The organism is Anaerospora sp. (assembly GCF_032013335.1).
GTDB lineage: Bacteria > Bacillota > Negativicutes > Sporomusales > DSM-15969 > Anaerospora.
In genome coordinates this window covers 180,439-196,813 of the sequence record NZ_DALZUO010000003.1, presented here as the reverse complement: position 1 = coordinate 196,813, position 16,375 = coordinate 180,439, and the positions used below count along the sequence as shown (strand labels likewise).

At 46.3% G+C, this 16,375-nt stretch carries 15 protein-coding genes; 1 reads left to right on the top strand and 14 read right to left on the bottom strand.

Features of this window, described 5'->3' with window-relative positions; translation table 11 throughout:
* The 12 genes from RTR76_RS04510 to RTR76_RS04455 form a co-directional block, all read right to left on the bottom strand.
* Positions 1-870, bottom strand: a complete 870-nt coding sequence (locus RTR76_RS04510) for a CoB--CoM heterodisulfide reductase iron-sulfur subunit B family protein (RefSeq protein WP_312517140.1) — start codon at positions 868-870, stop codon at positions 1-3.
* The gene (locus tag RTR76_RS04505) at positions 867-1,424 is read right to left on the bottom strand and encodes a 4Fe-4S dicluster domain-containing protein (RefSeq protein ID WP_312517138.1); all 558 of its coding nucleotides are present in this window, start codon (positions 1,422-1,424) and stop codon (positions 867-869) included. The genes RTR76_RS04510 and RTR76_RS04505 overlap by 4 nt, the downstream gene beginning before the upstream one ends.
* A 79-nt stretch (positions 1,425-1,503) precedes the next feature.
* Positions 1,504-3,264: a formate--tetrahydrofolate ligase gene (locus RTR76_RS04500; RefSeq protein ID WP_312517136.1), complete on the bottom strand. Its 1,761-nt coding sequence runs from the start codon at positions 3,262-3,264 to the stop codon at positions 1,504-1,506.
* A 68-nt stretch (positions 3,265-3,332) separates the two neighbouring features.
* Positions 3,333-4,187 carry a bifunctional methylenetetrahydrofolate dehydrogenase/methenyltetrahydrofolate cyclohydrolase FolD gene (folD, locus tag RTR76_RS04495; protein WP_312517134.1) on the bottom strand — a complete coding sequence of 285 codons (855 nt, stop codon included), beginning with the start codon at positions 4,185-4,187 and terminating at the stop codon, positions 3,333-3,335.
* Positions 4,188-4,912: 725 nt separating this feature from the next.
* A complete protein-coding gene (locus RTR76_RS04490; RefSeq protein WP_312517132.1) occupies positions 4,913-6,247 on the bottom strand; it encodes a VWA domain-containing protein in 1,335 nt (444 codons plus the stop codon).
* Entirely contained in the window at positions 6,222-7,154 is a 933-nt protein-coding gene (locus tag RTR76_RS04485) for a MoxR family ATPase (protein ID WP_312517130.1), read from the bottom strand. The genes RTR76_RS04490 and RTR76_RS04485 overlap by 26 nt, the downstream gene beginning before the upstream one ends.
* Positions 7,155-7,319: 165 nt before the next feature.
* Positions 7,320-8,009 carry a cobalamin-dependent protein gene (locus RTR76_RS04480; RefSeq protein ID WP_312517128.1) on the bottom strand — a complete coding sequence of 230 codons (690 nt, stop codon included), beginning with the start codon at positions 8,007-8,009 and terminating at the stop codon, positions 7,320-7,322.
* A gap of 100 nt (positions 8,010-8,109) precedes the next feature.
* A complete protein-coding gene (locus RTR76_RS04475; protein ID WP_312517126.1) occupies positions 8,110-8,910 on the bottom strand; it encodes a dihydropteroate synthase in 801 nt (266 codons plus the stop codon).
* Positions 8,911-9,191: 281 nt separating this feature from the next.
* Complete coding sequence (locus RTR76_RS04470; protein ID WP_312517124.1) at positions 9,192-9,959, bottom strand: formate/nitrite transporter family protein; 768 nt, start codon at positions 9,957-9,959, stop codon at positions 9,192-9,194.
* A gap of 41 nt (positions 9,960-10,000) precedes the next feature.
* Positions 10,001-10,546 (bottom strand): dihydrofolate reductase family protein, encoded by a 546-nt coding sequence (locus tag RTR76_RS04465; protein WP_312517122.1) that lies wholly within the window; start codon positions 10,544-10,546, stop codon positions 10,001-10,003.
* Between the two features lie 237 nt (positions 10,547-10,783).
* Positions 10,784-11,131, bottom strand: coding sequence for a cupin domain-containing protein (locus tag RTR76_RS04460; protein ID WP_312517120.1), 348 nt, complete (start codon positions 11,129-11,131; stop codon positions 10,784-10,786).
* 372 nt (positions 11,132-11,503) lie between these two features.
* The gene (locus RTR76_RS04455; RefSeq protein ID WP_312517118.1) at positions 11,504-12,040 is read right to left on the bottom strand and encodes an ECF transporter S component; all 537 of its coding nucleotides are present in this window, start codon (positions 12,038-12,040) and stop codon (positions 11,504-11,506) included.
* A gap of 444 nt (positions 12,041-12,484) precedes the next feature.
* Here RTR76_RS04455 and RTR76_RS04450 point away from each other — a divergent pair, with 444 nt between their 5' ends.
* Positions 12,485-13,453 carry a carotenoid biosynthesis protein gene (locus RTR76_RS04450; RefSeq protein WP_312517116.1) on the top strand — a complete coding sequence of 323 codons (969 nt, stop codon included), beginning with the start codon at positions 12,485-12,487 and terminating at the stop codon, positions 13,451-13,453.
* 165 nt (positions 13,454-13,618) lie between these two features.
* Here RTR76_RS04450 and RTR76_RS04445 read toward each other — a convergent pair whose 3' ends face one another.
* Both RTR76_RS04445 and rlmD read right to left on the bottom strand, forming a co-directional pair.
* Positions 13,619-14,485, bottom strand: coding sequence for an AraC family transcriptional regulator (locus tag RTR76_RS04445; protein ID WP_312517112.1), 867 nt, complete (start codon positions 14,483-14,485; stop codon positions 13,619-13,621).
* A 497-nt stretch (positions 14,486-14,982) separates the two neighbouring features.
* Entirely contained in the window at positions 14,983-16,368 is a 1,386-nt protein-coding gene (gene rlmD / locus RTR76_RS04440; protein WP_312517111.1) for a 23S rRNA (uracil(1939)-C(5))-methyltransferase RlmD, read from the bottom strand.
* Positions 16,369-16,375: the final 7 nt, after the last annotated feature.

The window sequence follows — 16,375 nt, the reverse complement described above, 5'->3', positions numbered from 1 at the left end:
CTATTTTCCTCCCCTCTCGGCCACAGGAAGTACAGACATGGGATCGATCACATGTTTACGCAGCCAGGCTTGGGGGGCAGGAGCACCGAAAGCGATGCCCATCAACTCGGTAAAGTAGAAAATAGGCATTGTTTTGGCCACTTTGGTCTGGCGGATGTCCAGGTTGACGTGGCACATCGGGCAAGCGACTACAATGGCCTGAGCCCCGGCGCGCTGCGCCTCGGTAATGAGCTTGGCAACCAGCGTCTCCACCACCTCGGTACGGGGCAGGTTGAGGGCGACGCCGCAACAGTCGGTTTTGTAAGACCATTTTTTAACATCCGCCCCCAGGGCTGAAACCAGTTTATCCATGCTCTGGGGATGTTCGGGATTGTCGAAGGCCACTACGTCCTTGGGCCGCGTTAGCAAACAACCGTAATAGGTCACTACGTTGAGGCCGGCAAGTGGACGGATGGTCTTAGCTTTGACGGCTCGCAGCATTTCTTTGCTGCTCAGGATTTCCAACGGATGGCGGACCTGAATCGTCGCCCCGTATTTGTTCCCCACGATCTTCTCAAGGTCGCCGTTGATGCCTTCGGCTTCGGGCGCCTGTTGACGAATCTGGTGATCCGTATATTTCAGCAGGTTATAACAGGCCGAGCAGGGAGCCAGAACATCGTTTTCGGCCTGTTCCGCCAGGACAAGGTTGCGCAAAGGCAGCGCCAGCGATAAATAATGATTTGTCGCATGGGCGCTGGAAGCCCCGCAGCAATTCCAGTCTTCGATTTCGGTAAGTTCGATGCCGAGTTCTTTGAATACATATCCGGTCGAGGCATTGTATTCGCTGGCAGTGGAATGGAGAGAGCATCCGGGATAATAGGTCATTTTCATTTTCTCTCCGCCTCCTTCGCCTTGCGGAAAATCTGCTTGATTTCCCCCACCCGCCTGATACGGTCAGGCAAAAGTTTGAGTTTGCCCTTAGTCATGAATTTGATGCCTACGCCCATGTCTTGAGTAAAAGTGAATGTTTTCAGCTTGTAAATGCCGATGAGGCCTGCTTCATACGCGCGCCCCATTTGCCCAACCATCATCAAGAAGGACTGATGGAAAGCCGGAGTCTTTGTTTCACAGCCGGAAAACCCTTCCGCCAGCGCCATTTCTCGCAGCGCATCCATGATTTTCGAGGTGTCGATACCGTTGGGACACCGTGCCGCACAAGTCTTGCAGCCCACACACAGCCAGATGCTGTTGCTTTTGAGGACCGCTTCTTTTTCCCCCAGCTGAATCAGCTTCAGGATATCCGCATTGTACGGCTGCATGACAAAGTTCACTGGGCAGCCTCCGGCACATTTCTTGCAATTGTAACAAAGGTTGATATTTTGACCGGATTTAGTCTGGACCTCACCGACAAATTGGGAAGAAGGGATTATCCCTGCATCCGCCATTGTACACGCTCCTCTCCTCACGAAGTCTGCCGCGTTGCACGATCGGAACATCTTCGCGATTTACTTTTCCATCAACCCGCTAGAACAGTCCGCTGACTCTGCCTGTATTGACATCCACATCAATCCGGCGATAAGCGGGATCGGAACCTGTTCCCGGCATCAGACTGATAGCACCGGCCATCGGGCAGAGGAATTTGGCGCCGCCGTAAACCAATACGTCCCTGATTGGCAATCTCCATCCCTTGGGAACGCCTTTCCATGTTGGTTCATGGGACAGGGACAAGTGGGTCTTCACCATCATGGTGGAATAGTCGGCATACGCAGGATCAGCTTCAAACTTCTTGGCTTTCTCTTCAGCCAGCGGCGCCCAATCGACGCCATCGGCTCCGTATACTTCCTTGGCGATAGTCTCCACCCGTTGCCGCAAAGGCATTTCCAGCGGATACAGGTAGTTGAAATTGACTTCTTCCTTACAGGCATCGATAACGGCATCCGCTAACTCCAGGGCTCCGTCGCCACCCTGCAACCAGTGCTGGGAGACGGCGGCCCGGGCGCCGGCCTGTTCGGCGATCCGCTTCACCAGGTCATGTTCTTCCTTGGTATCGGTGTAGAAAGCATTGATACAGATTACCGGCTTGATGCCTGATTTTTTAATAACATTGATCAGGTGAATCATATTGGCGCAGCCTTTTTCTAAAAGTTCCAGATTTTCTTTGGTATATTCGTCAGGAAGCGGACGGCCAGGCACCACAGCAGGTCCACCGCCATGCATCTTCAAGGCGCGGACAGTGGCTACCAGGACAGAGACCGATGGTTTTAGTCCGCTTAGCCGGCATTTGACATTCCAGAATTTTTCGAAACCGATATCTGCGGCGAATCCGGACTCGGTGACATGGTAATCGAAGCATTTCAGACCGATACGGTCGGCAATAATCGAGGACTGACCTATGGCGATATTGGCAAACGGACCGGCGTGGACAAAACAGGGCTGCCCTTCAACAGTGGAGCAAAGGGTTGGATTAATCGTATTTCGCATCCAGGCAGTCATGGCACCGTCAACTTCCAGGTCTTGGGCGGTAACCGGTTTTCCGGCCTTATCATAGGCAACCACAATGTGCTTAAAGCGCTCCCGCATATCAGCCAGATCCTTGGCCACCGCCAGAATAGCCATCAACTCGGACCCTACAGCGATACCGAACTTGGAATGCATCATAAAGCCGTCTTGCTTCCCGCCAAGCCCCATGATAATGTTGCGCAGGCCTTGGGCTGCAAAGTCAAGGACCCAGCCCATCTCCACGTTCTTGGGGTTAATGTCAAGTCTTCTGAGATTTCTTCTGCCCAACTCGGCGTCATCATAATTGGCCTCATGCTGCATCCTGGCATTCAGGGCAACCATCGCCAGATTGTGGGCGTTCATAATGTCATTAATATCTCCGGTCAACCCCAGAGAGAACTCGGTCATCGGGATTAAGAGGGCGTTGCCGCCGCCGGCAGCGGTACCTTTGACATTCATGGTCGGTCCGCCCGAAGGCTGCCGCAAAGCGCCGCCAACGTTTACGCCGCGCTTTCCCAATCCTTCCATGAGGCCTATGGATGTCGTTGATTTACCTTCTCCCAAAGGGGTAGGGGTGATGGCGGTTACCTCGATATATTTGCCATCCGGTTTATCCTTGAGGCGGTTGATCACTTTCAGGAAATCGATCTTCGGCGTCTTGCCGTACGGAATGATTTCATCTTTCTGCAGTCCCATCATTTCCCGGTATTGCTCAGTTGTAGGTATATTGCCCTCTGCCAGTTCAGCAATCTGCCAATCTTTTAATTGCGTAGGATCCCAAGCCATATGTATGCATCCCCCTTTAATTTCGCCAATTATGATTTACACTCGCTCAGTCTGCCCCGGATAAGCCATCATTTGTCAAGCTGCAGCTCTGCGGCTTTCAACGTATTGTGCAGCAGCATACCGATGGTCAGCGGTCCAACTCCCCCCGGCACAGGAGTGATATAGCCCGCGACTTCCTTTACCTCGTCGAATTTAACGTCGCCAACCAATTTGTCACCAACCCGATTGATGCCGACATCAATAACGATCGCGCCGGGTTTCACCATATCCTTTGTGACGAACTCAGGCTTGCCGATAGCAGCGACTAAGATATCTCCCTCCCGGCAGACCGCAGCCAAATCTTTCGTGCGCGAGTGACAGACGGTTACGGTCGCATTCCGGGACATCAGCAACATCGTCATAGGCTTGCCGACTATATTACTCCGGCCTAGAACCACCGCTCGCTTTCCTTCGACGGAAATACCGCTGATTTCCAGCATTTTGATAACGCCGTAAGGTGTACAGGGCACCAGTCCTTCTTTACCGATGGTTAGGTTTCCGACATTTACCGGATGAAAACCATCAACATCTTTGAGCGGGCTGATCCTCTCCAGAACCAATTCGCTGTTGATGTGTTTGGGCAGAGGCAGTTGCACCAGAATACCGTGTACCCTGTTATCGCCATTTAACCGGTCAATTTCTTGCAATAGCTGCCCCTCGGAAGTCGTTTCCGGCAGACGTACGACCTCCGAAGCAATTCCCAGTTCCTCACAAGCCTTGTGTTTGCGATTCACGTAAACCTTGGATGCTGGGTTTTCTCCTACGATGATGACAGTCAGCCCTGGTTTAATACTCCGGGCAGCCTCAAACTTAGCAACATCTTTTTTCACGATTTCCGTCAATTGCTCAGCTATCTTTTTCCCATCCAATATCTGTGCCGCCATAAATACGCTCAGCCCCTTTCTTGTACTTTCTTTGGTCTAATTTATATATACGTATATACATAAGGTGTTGTAACAGCCTCACCTCATTCCGTTTATGTTTCACTATGCCTTGATAATCTGCCAGCCGTCATTTATCTGTGTTTATTGTGAAATTTTTAACTTATTTAGCGAAAAAAAACCATTTGCGTCAAAAAGGCGAACTCCCGAATGAACTTATGCTTTAAGAGTCCCTTTACCCGCTTTTGAAGGAGCGGCAAGCAAAGGCAAGATAATCGCAATGATCAAGGCGGCAGAAGCTACAACACGGGCATCTCGTGTATCCAAGATGTAACCGCCTATTACAGCTATTCCTAAAAATCCGATACAAACCGTCAAAGCCATGGTAAATTCCGATCTGGTCCTTTTATGTGCATCATCAAGGGCAAGGTAAAAACACCCCACCTATACTGTCCCTAAGCAAATTTGCATCAGGACTCTGCCAGATGCCACTAACCATCTATCCGGCATTTAGGGATTCATTCTGGTCTCTCCTTTCATGAGTTTTGCCATACTGCTTTTCAGGTAAGAAAAATAAGTTAATGTACAATCCTTCTTATCTATATGTATATACATCTCAAATAGATAAATGACTACATGTATATACATCTTCGCAAAGTAATTAGAAATTCCTACCAGAATATTCGGTAAACAACATTTTTTTTTGAGCAGGCTATCTATCAATCCGTTTAGAGCAATTTGAGGTGAAATATTTGCGAACGAATGATATTCGCCAAATCGCCGAGGGTACTGCAAGCCACCATATAGGAATACTTCTGAAAAAATCCTATTGTTTTATGGCGGGACCATTCGCTGCTAGGCAAGGTATTCAGCCAGATAATATTTCGTACTTTTTTTTTCAACACTGCCAATTCACTTATGGCGGCGTCACTTTTTACCGTTTTTGCATCGCTTACGATAATGACGACCATCGAAGGACGCAGCGCTTTTCGATGGTCTTTGCACAATGTTGATAAGCTTTTCGATAGATCAGTGCCTTTTCCCCATTGCCCGCTTTGGGCCATCATTTCACTCATAAGCTCGGCAAAGGGTTGTTTCTTTTTGAATTTGACGGTCATCCGTTCAAGGTCTTCGGCAAAAATAAAGCTTTCAATCTGATCAACAAGACTGGCCAGCCCGTATATGAACTGGAGTACAAATACTGCATACTGGGCCATCGAGCCGGAAACGTCACATAATAACAAAATATTGGGCTTTGTTCGCTTGGCCGCCTTATATTTTAACTGCAGCATAGTGCCGCCGTAACGGGTATTATCGCGAATAGTCCGCCTCAGATCAATTCGTTCAGCAAAATGGGTTTTATGATATCGCCGGGACAGTTGACTGGACAATTCTTTCGCCAACTGTTTGATTAAGCGCCGGACAAGCGGAAGGTCCTGCTCCCCAATTCGCCGCATATCTTTGTGCAGCAGTGTCTGCGTTTCAGCTTCCAGACGCCGCGCCGCCTTTTCCACTGCATGATCGATAATAGGCTCACCGCATAACCGCACCGGAAACGCCGCTTCTTCTTCTGCCGCTAACTGGCGCCGCCAATACTCCAGTGAACCAACTACAACTTTTTCAACTACATGTCTAAAATTTAGCTCAACGTTGTTTCCGCCGGATGTCTTTTCCAAAAACGAGCACAATCGTTGCCGGTCCTGGGGCGCCATTTGCTGGTACACCTGGCGTAGTTCACCGGATATATTTAATTCGTGGCCCTGGAAGGTCAATTCATCAGCCTTCCTCCTCCGTTGTACCGGCTGACCACTAGTCTGTTCCCTGGCCGGTGGTGGCTGTTGCTTGCGTTCCATAAAAAAGGCGGCAAAGGCCTGACGGAAGACAGGTATATCTTCATGCCTTTTTATTAAGGTCGCCTGCAAGGCAGCCTTTATATGCTGCGGATCCGCCCAGTCTTCCAGCAGTAAAGCTTCGGCTGAGTCCAGCATTTCCGAGGTGCTTACCCGGACCCCCAGCCCTCTTAGGACATGGCAAAATTCAACAATCTGCTTTGCCGCATTCACTGTAACCCCTCGCTTCACCTTTTGGGCATTCCCTTATTTGCACGCAAAGTTCCTCCGCGCCGCCTTTGTCTCTGAAATACCGGAGGTCCGCCCCGTGCTTAAAAATAAGCCCCAGGGTATTGTTGACGGCAGTTTCACCAAGAGCGTCCTGCCCCATCATCACCAAAGCCCGAGCCCAATCCAGACTCTCCGCAATTGCCGGCTTCTTCTCCAATTCAGGAAACCGACGAATGAACTGGAGAGCAGTCGCAATTTCGTGAGCTAATTTGGGGCCAAGCCCAGGAACTTTCTTTGCCAAAATCAAGGTTTCCTTCTCTATCGAGGGATACTCAAGGTACAAATAAACACACCGACGGCGCAGGCCGTCAGAAAGATCGCGATCATGATTGCTGGTCAGAACGACTATCGGTACATTCTTCGCCTTGATAGTCCCCCATTCGGGTATCGTTACCTGATATTCCGATAGCAGTTCAAACAGGAACGCCTCAAATTGTTCATCAGTTTTATCAATCTCATCGATCAGCAGTACTGGTTTTCGCGAGACCGTTATTGCTTTCAGTAAAGGCCGCTCCAGTAAATATTCGCGATCAAACAAATCTTTTTCAATAGTGTCTGTAAGACAATCTTTCTGCAGCTGTATTTTTAGCAATTGGCGCTGATAATTCCATTCATACAGCGCCCGGCTCTCATCCAGCCCCTCATAGCATTGCAGCCGGATCAGCTCGGTCGCAAAGACTGAACTTAGCACCTTCGCGACTTCCGTTTTTCCCACACCAGGCTCGCCCTCTATCAAAAGCGGTTTCCCTAGCTTGAGTGCCCAGTATACGGTCATAATGACCTCGTCTTCGGCAATATAGCTGTTGTCCAGAAAAGCCTCCTTCAATTTTTGCAGACTGATTTCCATCATCGTCCTCCCTTTAATTCACTATAAACACTTCCGAAAACCGCTAAAAAGGGAATAACTATACTGGCAGATATAACTTGATGCTAAAAGAAGGGACGCTCTATTTTGATAGAGATGCGTCCCTTCTTATTGTCTGATCGACAATCCACTAAAAATCATTTTCTGGGCTCAGCAAGAAAGACCGCTCCCAAGGTTGGTGCTGATCACCTGCTTTGCCGGTTTTGAACCCACGGCCGGGCTGATACTTTTTCGGGCGGCGTCTACAGCGGCATAAGCGTTTCTGCAATATTTGTCGGCACCGCAATATTGGGCTACCTTTTCATCTACCGGACCACCGCCGATTAGGACTTTTATGGACGGGTCCACCGCTTTCACCGCAGAAACCGTTTCTTTTATTGCATCAAATGCCGTAGTAAGCAGGCAGCATAACCCGACCGTTTGCGGTTTATTCATCTTAACCGCTTTCACGAAGGTTGCTGTGGCAACATCGACTCCTAGATCGACAACTTTAATTCCATTACAGCTTAGAATCGCGGAAACAATATTTTTACCAATATCATGAATATCGTCTTTTACCGTTCCGATAACCATAGTACCGATTGCTTTGGATTCACAGCCTGAAGTGAAGAAAGTTTCCATCAAAGCGGCAGCACTAGAAAAGATATCGGCTGACATAATGAGCTCCGCTAAAAAGTAATCACCTGCCTCATAGCGCATTCCGACCTGTTCCATCCCTTGCTGGAGCTGAATAAGAATTTCCATGGTCGGAACGCCCTCATCAAGTTGTGCCCGAACCTCCAGCAACACCGCATTTTCATCCAACTCAGTCAAAGCTTGAACGAGATCAAAGTTCTGCATACTTCCACCTCCCTAAATGCAAACTTGGAATACCTTTACAAACCACTATTCGACTCCGGGTTCAACGAAAGGCATCACACCAAAACACAGACCTCCACCGCTAGGCCTTTAAGAGTCTTCCGTCCCTATACTCTTTTATATATTGGCAACAATACTTATCCGATCCTGCTATGGCTTTTGCGGCGCCCAATAATGACATTAGATTTTGATCAAGAGGATCCGCAATCAACGTATCGATGCCGCTGGTTACAAGCGCAACGGCGAGCGCCTGATTTAATAAACGTCTGTGAGGCAAACCGAAAGATATATTGCTTAATCCGCAACAGATATGAACTCCGGGAATTCCTTCCTTAACCGCCCTGACAGTATCCAATAGCACTCTGCCGGATGCGCTATCCGATCCAATCGGCTGAGCCATAACATCAAGATATATGTCCTTGAGATCCAACCCATCACTCGATAACTTATCCACGAGCCGGCAAGCAATTTCAAAACGCCGCTCCGCCTTTGACGAAATGCCTGTATCATCAAGACACAACGCAATAACAGAAGTCTTATAGTATGTAATAAGCGGTATTATCTCTTTATACCGCTTATTCTCCAAAGTAATTGAATTGACAATTGGTTTTTGGCGAGCCACAGCTAAAGCCTGCCCCAAAGCGATTGGATTAGGACTATCAATACACAGTGGTCTAGCGGTTGCGTCTTGCACACATTCCGCCAGCCAAGCCAAAAGGGGAGCTTCCCTTTCGCCAAAGGTTCCTGCGTTAATGTCTATGCTGTGGGCTCCTGCCTCAATCTGATCAATGGCTATTTGCTGTATAAATTGTTTATTCTGTTCTGCAACTGCCGAAGCAATAGCGCGAATACTGCTATTAATTTTTTCTCCGATAATATACAAAAACAATTCCTTCTTTATCGAAAAAAATTGATTTCAATGGGGTTTTCAATCCCCCCAAACAATAGTTTGTTAAAACATTCACATACTATTTATGTGAAAATTCTATCAATTAAAACCATGGTTGTCAAGTAGTATTTTTGTGAACGAACGCAGGCTCTCGGCGCCTGCCCCCGTAAAATAAAAGCAGCGGCTTTGTAAACCAAAGCCACTGCTTTTTCTTACCTCAAAACTGAAACCACGGCAATCCCTACTATGCGTTAAGCGCGGTCGCCTTCCATTCATTACCCTTTCTTTGCAATATACCAATAGGGAAATGCTACTAATAGTGTCCCGCCGATGAAGTTACCTACCGTGACCCAAATAAGATTGTATGCGAAACCGGTCAAAGATACACCCACACTATCTGAAACAAATAGCGCCGCGGCCAACAGCGTCATGTTCGCTACGCTGTGTTCAAATCCTGTTGTAATAAAGGCAAACAAGCACCAAAACACCATAATGAGTTTTCCCGTCTCTTCCTTCATTCGAAAAGAACACCATACTGCCAGGCAGACCAGCGTATTGCACAAAACTCCCCTCAGCAAAAGCTGGTCCCATGGCAGAGCCATCTTCATCTGTGCTGTCTTTACAATAAAAGCCTCCGTGCTACCGCTAAGCAGCCCTGAATAAGCAAAGAGGCCTGCTAAGAGTACCGCCCCAATGAGATTACCGGCAAAACTAAAAAAATAAATCGCCAGGACTTCGTAGGCTGCTACTTTTTTCTCTAGCTGCCCAATTGTCATCACCATGTGGTTCCCGGTAAAAAGCTCCGATCCAGCCATGATAACAAGACTCAAAGCAATACCAAAACAAAGTCCCATAACAATTCTAACGATCGGCACTTGCCCCTGCGACAATAGTCCCCCAATCGTAAAAATCAATAAGATTCCAAAGCCTACATACATCCCGGCCAAAGCCGAGGAAAGGATGTATTTCGCTTTGCCTGTTCTTAACAGATCAATTTTAGCTTGCGCCGAGGCCGCAATTTTGACAATTTCCTCGTAATACATGCGATTTATCCACCTTCACTATTTCCATCACAGACCCCAGGCTACCTTGCCCGGTACACCAATTGGACCACTCCCGAACTGTACCTTCGTACATCCGTAAGGCCAAGGCTGAGCCGCTCACGCAAACTTCCGAATAATGGTTTGCCAGCTCCCAGCACAACCGGGTGAACAGACAGGCGATACTCATCCACTAAACCAAGGTTGATAAACGTGGAAATTAAACTTGCTCCACCATAAAGCCATACAGCTTTACCATGCCCCTGCTTGAGCTTTCTTATTTCCTCTTCAATATTGCTATTAATATATTGTACATCACCACTGGGAGCTGTCTGAGTAGTAGAAAATACGATTTTCTTTTTGCTGTGAACCAGTGCCCAGATTTGCTTTTCACATTCAGAAGCCTTATCAGAAGGGGTATATTCCCCCCATAATTCATAGCTTTTCCGTCCATATACAATTGTATCTATTTCACTTAGGAACTGCTCAAAGGCCATTTCCTCATCCATAATACACCAATCTATTTCCCCATTAGGCCCCTCTATAAACCCGTCCAAGGTTACCGCCAAATCTAAGATTACTTTTCGCATCTCTATAATCCTCCCCCAGCCTTGATCGCTATAGCAGCATTCGTTAGTTTACCAAACGGCAATCGATTATCATCTATATTCTGGGATAAATAAATAGGATAAATCAAAAAACGCCCCGCATAAACGGATGGTTCAGAATTTCAATATTAAATTTAGATCAACCATGAATACTCTTGACGGCAATCTATCACATCAGACCAGATTACAGAGAGACAACATACCTGTCCCTCGTCCCTGTTAAATATCTGCATCTGTTGCAAAGGCCTCCGTGCCTATTGGTGAAATTGTGACAAAAAGGCGCAAGTCATCTTCGCCGCTGTTTATAACCTGCATGCTTTCCTGCCCATCAACCTGCATTAACTCGCCCACTTGCAACGAGGTTTCATTACCATCCGTAACAACCTTGGCCTTACCCTCTAGGACCTGCAGGAAAAGGGTTGATTCTAGATGTGTGTGTCCAGGTAGTATTGCCCCTTTTGCAATGTTCAGTATAAAAGCAATTACATTATCGCTTTTGAAAATCATCCGCTTAGCGATTTTTTTCTGAGGCTTATGGAAATAATCATGGAAAATAAACTTGTTCACAGGTAAACCCTCCTTAATTTAATTTCAAATTTAATATCCCCGAATTAGGGCATATATAACGGTCCCACCAGAGCATTTTTTTCCGTCTCAGATAATGATGGGTCCAGGGCTTTACTATGGAAATTGCCCCGCCGATACCCTTGTAAATCAGCCAGGAAAGGATTCGCCCAATCGGAAGCCCGAAAAACAGTGTCCGCACTCCTTAAAAGATACATTCGAAATTCATTAATTGATTTTTTTCAAAAACCTTTTAAGAAGGACGAGCAAACATATTGGAAATGAAAACTTCTAACACATCAGGTTAGCCCTTCACGAAATAAAAGTCAAAAAACGGAGGATAAGGTAAAAACCTTGTCCCCCGCTCTTTTTATGTCAGGAAAGCACCGTCTCCTTTGATTCCGGCGCAGCCACATATTTTCGCAGCCTTTTCGCTAACGGCAGGGCGATAACCGCCGCCACGCCGATCTGTACCAAATTGCCGGGGATAGAGGTCAGCGGTGCCACCCAATTGCCATAAATGATACCTTCTGCACCATAATAACCCACTACTTTAATCAGGCCAGCAGCCATTAAAGCCAGGATATACGCCGTCAAACTCCGGTTCTTTTCACAAATAGCCCCGACCGTATACCCCATCAGGCCAACAATCACCAGGGTAAATGGAGCCCACAAAAACCAGCCGCCCACCACATCGAACAAGGCCATACCAATACCGCCGGCCAGAGCGCCGATCCAGCGGCCGTAAAGAATGGCGAAAAGGAAAAGCGGCACATTTCCCAAATGAATCAGTCCGCCGTTGGCGGCAATAGGAAGACGAAGATTGACAAAAGATGTGCAAGTAAATACGAGTGCAATGCCTAACGCGGTATAGGCCAGTTGTTTTGTCTGGCTGAAAGATTGTTTTTTCATATCTTTTCTCCTATCTTAATTTTTTAAGTAACAAATATAGTATAACCCACAGTTGTTCCCTTTGAAATATTCAGATTGATATTTTTAGATAGGTACAGTTTTCAATACCCTTGCTAAACATACGAAGGCCGGCTGAGAAAATTCCTCTGGCCGCCCTATTGATACCCATCTTGTTGTTCAACTTAAGTAAATTTTTCTATGGGAAAAGAGCATCAAACTCGTTTTGATTTTTTATCTCATCGGCAACCAGGTTTGCATTTTTTGATAGAGCGCAAATCGCCGTCAAGTTTTTCTTTTAGATTTTTACTCATTGTTCATTTTTATGCGGTTTGAACTACTTACGTTCTTGTCATACCACAATGGATTTAATAGGTAATTTATGGTAATGCTATCATTATAATTGAACAGTTCAACTCGATGATCATTATAAATGGAGGTAACATAATGGGAAATATAACGCTAGTTCCTGTATGGATAATTCAAGATGTTTTAGTTTTAATTATTGCCACCTTAATGATTTTTTATATAATTGATAATGAAAAGCGTCCCAAGATTGTATTAATGCAATTCGTATGCTTTGTCTTTTTTTATGCCTCGGTCTTTGAAAACGTTGCTGTATTTATGGGATCTATGGGGAAAGAAGGTTTTTACTCATATGGGAGCAGTATCCTAATGATATTCAATGTACCAATAACTGTTCCAATTATCGAGTTTCTTATCGTTTACTCAACGTTACGTGTTTTGAAGACGATAAATATACCGTCATGGACTAAACCATTCATTGCTGGCCTTAGTGCTATGATTTTTGACTTTTCACTGGATCCAGTCGCAGTAAAACAGATTTTTCAAACTTCGGAAGGAATCATTGGCAGGTGGAGTTATTACCCGCTCCCTGGAGAACCTGTCATATATGGGGAACCTGTCATGAATTTTACAGGATGGATCTATATAGCCGGATACTGGACTGCATTTACTTTAATCGGTGAATGGTGGCATAAGAAGAGTGGCTATAGTAATCTAATTGGCTATATATATCCGTTCTTGGCTGCAATTCTTTCTCTAGCTTGTTTGCTTTCACCTATATCCAACTTCTTTAATTATATGGGACCATTTTTCAACAGAACTTCTGATATGCAATGGGTAATGTTGGTCTCTCTTTCTGTAGTTTCAGTGGGAATTTTAGCGTTAGCCTTCGTCAAGTTCTGGGATCGTAGGGTTGTTAGCTCTTTGAATTATAAAAAAGATTTTCCTATCATGTTTACTTTCCTGGGTTTTCCTTTGGCTAATACCTTATTTTGTGTGATTGGTGGGTACATGGAGATACTATGGCTTGTTGTCCTGGCACAGGTGTTATTATTGTTAGGCTGGAGTGGAATTTATATTTTGAGTAAAAAGTTACTCCCAAAGGAATGAAGAACTCCCAACAAGTTAGATAAATATTTCAATAAGCAAGATGAAAGGGCTTGCTGCCTGTGTAGAATATGTGGTGTGTGTTGGTATAACAAAACAATAAACGGTGAGGATTTTTCCTCACCGTTTAACGCCTTCTGTAGCGAAAGCAGATTATACGCAAAAAATTCATTTTTTCTTCCGAACTGGTGTCCAAACTTCGCTGTAAGCGTAATTCTTTTTATGCTCATCCATTTTTGAAAAGGAAAAAGCAGGCATGTTAATGACCTCATAATCGGAAGTGGGCAGCCATTCGGAATAGACTCGCGCCATGGTATTTTGTAGAGTGAAAGGAAACGGCCCTTCATTCGGAAAAACTGCCCAGACGCAGGCTTCTACCGGAACTTTCACCAATCGGTCGCTTACATCCTCTTTGGTGGTCAGTACGCCAATCAGATGGGTCAGCTCGCCTTCTTCTTTCAAAAAGCCGGCATCTGCTTCATAAGAGGCGTTGACGACTTGATAAGGCTCCATGTCTTGCAGCGCGTGCATTTCTTCTCTTTGCTCTTTTGTAATGCTCATTGCAAGCTCTACAATCGCATTGTTGACGCCCTCAAATTGCATGGGAACCCGCTTGCTTACACCAACCAGATAAAACGCTGGTTTTTCTTCGATTCTACATTCCATCGTATTTCCTCCTTTGATTGTGATGACAAACGAAAGTTTGGGGAAGGGCTTGCTGATTCTTTTTTTGGCTGCATCCGAGGGCAAAAAGCCGCTCCATTTTTTGAATGCCCGGGCAAAGCCATCCATTGACGAGTAGCCATATTTATAAGCAATGTCCGTAACTTTTTCCCCCATCAGCAAATCTTTATTGGCTTCCGACAACCTTCTGCTTTTTATATACTCACTCAATGTCATTCCCGCAAGATAAAAGAATACCGTCCTGAAGTGATAATCTGAGATTCCGACATATTTAGATATCTCTTCCAGGTCCAGCTCGTCAGTCAAATGTTCTTCGATATACTCAACGGCGCGGTTAAGTTCTTGTAGCATAGCCATCCCTCCCTTCGCTTCTACATCATATCAAAGCTGCTTTGGCAATACTCGACTTTTGCATGTAAAAAATATCGAATCCCCATAGAGGTAAATTATCAATTGTGAGCTTTTTTCATTTCATGCATACATTTTATCACGAAGCATAATTTCACTAATCATGTCGATAATTCAACAAAAAAACCTTTTGAGACCGCATCTGGAAAAGAACATAGGGTTTGAGAACCTCCCAACTGAAAGGTCTACGGATATGTGGCTACACTTCCTATGCTTGCTGTTCCGTCTCTTTAAGAACAAGCACCGATACCACCTCAAACGGCGGCACCGGTGCTTGTTATCCTATGTCACCGCCCTTTACTGTGGCCGGCTTTTATGCTACCTTTTTCTCCTTAAACTATAGTTGGAAATAAATTGCATTTTTTCATTTTTTTCTTTTTACTTCCGAGAGAACATATTCCACAATTCCCACAAAACTTGAACCCATGTCCCGCCTGGCTTCACGGGCTGTGTTTTCTTTGCAGTAGAACACAACACTCAACATGATGTGTATGGGGGAACATATCTACCGGCTGGATCTCTACCGTCCGGTAACCCTGCTCGGCGAGGATTGCCAGGTCTCGGGCAAGGGATGCCGGATTGCAGGATACATAGACAATGCGTTCGGGATTCATCCTCACAAATGTCTCCAATACCTTAGGCTCACAGCCGGCCCGGGGAGGATCAACTACTATTGTCTCCGGCCGGATACCGCTCCGGTATAGGTCGGGCATGACCTCAACGGCATCACCGGCGATAAATTCCACATTCTCGACCTTGTTCGTTCGGGCATTTTGCCAGGCATCGGCAATCGCCGGTTCGACAATTTCAATGCCGTATACTTTATCAGCCTGTCCGGCCAGGAACAACGTGATCGTTCCAGTGCCGCAATAGGCATCAATTACCGTTTCTTTGCCTGTCAGCCCGGCATATTCTACTGCTTTACCGTACAATACAACCGTCTGCTCCGTATTGACCTGGAAAAAGGAACGAGCAGAAATATGAAAAGTTAAATTACCGAGTTTATCGGTAATGGTATCTTTCCCCCAAATAGTACGGGTAGTCCGCCCTAAGATAACGTTGCCTCTTTGAGGATTAACATTATGAATGATACTTGCCAGCCCAGGTATTGCCAACTGCAGGGCAGTGATGATCTTAGCCTGGTTTGGCAGTTTATCTGTGACAGTCACCAGTGCCACCATCACTTCCCCGGTTGCCGTGCCCACCCGCCCCATGACATGACGAATAACACCTTCTCCGGTACGTTCGTCATAGGTTGGGATGTTAAGCTCCGTGACAATGCGCCGGACCTGGTCCGCTATCGTGTTATTAACGGTATGCTGAATACAGCAGTCATCCGTATTAACAATGGCATGGGTACCCTGGGAATAGCAGCCTACAGCAACTTTCCCTTGTGCTCTCCCCACGGGGAATTGCATTTTATTGCGATAGTACCAGGGATTAGCCGCACCGATCGTAGGGTGAATCGTGACATCATCCAGCTTGCCAATGCGCGTTATCGCATTGACTACTTGCTCCCGTTTAGCCTTTAACTGTCCCTCGTAGCGCATATGCTGCAGCTGACAGCCTCCGCAGCTCTGATAAACAGAGCACTGTGGTTCGACCCGTTCAGTCGAGGCCTGCTTAACCGCAATCAGTTTGGCTTTTGCGTAGCTTTTTTTAACCTCACTGACTTGTACCTCAACAACTTCTCCCGGCAGTGCCTGGGGAACGAAAATAGTAAAGTCCTGATAACGCCCGACCCCTTCACCACTGTGTCCGAGGTTGGCGATTTCTACTGTATACCGGCTGCCCATTTTTACAGGCGCTGTTTGATTCTTTGTCATCTTGCTC

Coding starts and splice junctions, on each gene's coding strand:
- RTR76_RS04455 (WP_312517118.1), bottom strand. CDS start 12,040: ATGAAAAAACAATCTTTCAGCCAGACAAAACAACTGGCCTATACCGCG.
- folD (WP_312517134.1), bottom strand. CDS start 4,187: ATGGCGGCACAGATATTGGATGGGAAAAAGATAGCTGAGCAATTGACG.
- RTR76_RS04465 (WP_312517122.1), bottom strand. CDS start 10,546: ATGCGAAAAGTAATCTTAGATTTGGCGGTAACCTTGGACGGGTTTATA.
- RTR76_RS04485 (WP_312517130.1), bottom strand. CDS start 7,154: ATGATGGAAATCAGTCTGCAAAAATTGAAGGAGGCTTTTCTGGACAAC.
- RTR76_RS04500 (WP_312517136.1), bottom strand. CDS start 3,264: ATGGCTTGGGATCCTACGCAATTAAAAGATTGGCAGATTGCTGAACTG.
- RTR76_RS04480 (WP_312517128.1), bottom strand. CDS start 8,009: ATGCAGAACTTTGATCTCGTTCAAGCTTTGACTGAGTTGGATGAAAAT.
- RTR76_RS04445 (WP_312517112.1), bottom strand. CDS start 14,485: ATGCTACAAGAACTTAACCGCGCCGTTGAGTATATCGAAGAACATTTG.
- rlmD (WP_312517111.1), bottom strand. CDS start 16,368: ATGACAAAGAATCAAACAGCGCCTGTAAAAATGGGCAGCCGGTATACA.
- RTR76_RS04510 (WP_312517140.1), bottom strand. CDS start 870: ATGAAAATGACCTATTATCCCGGATGCTCTCTCCATTCCACTGCCAGC.
- RTR76_RS04450 (WP_312517116.1), top strand. CDS start 12,485: ATGGGAAATATAACGCTAGTTCCTGTATGGATAATTCAAGATGTTTTA.
- RTR76_RS04470 (WP_312517124.1), bottom strand. CDS start 9,959: ATGTATTACGAGGAAATTGTCAAAATTGCGGCCTCGGCGCAAGCTAAA.
- RTR76_RS04505 (WP_312517138.1), bottom strand. CDS start 1,424: ATGGCGGATGCAGGGATAATCCCTTCTTCCCAATTTGTCGGTGAGGTC.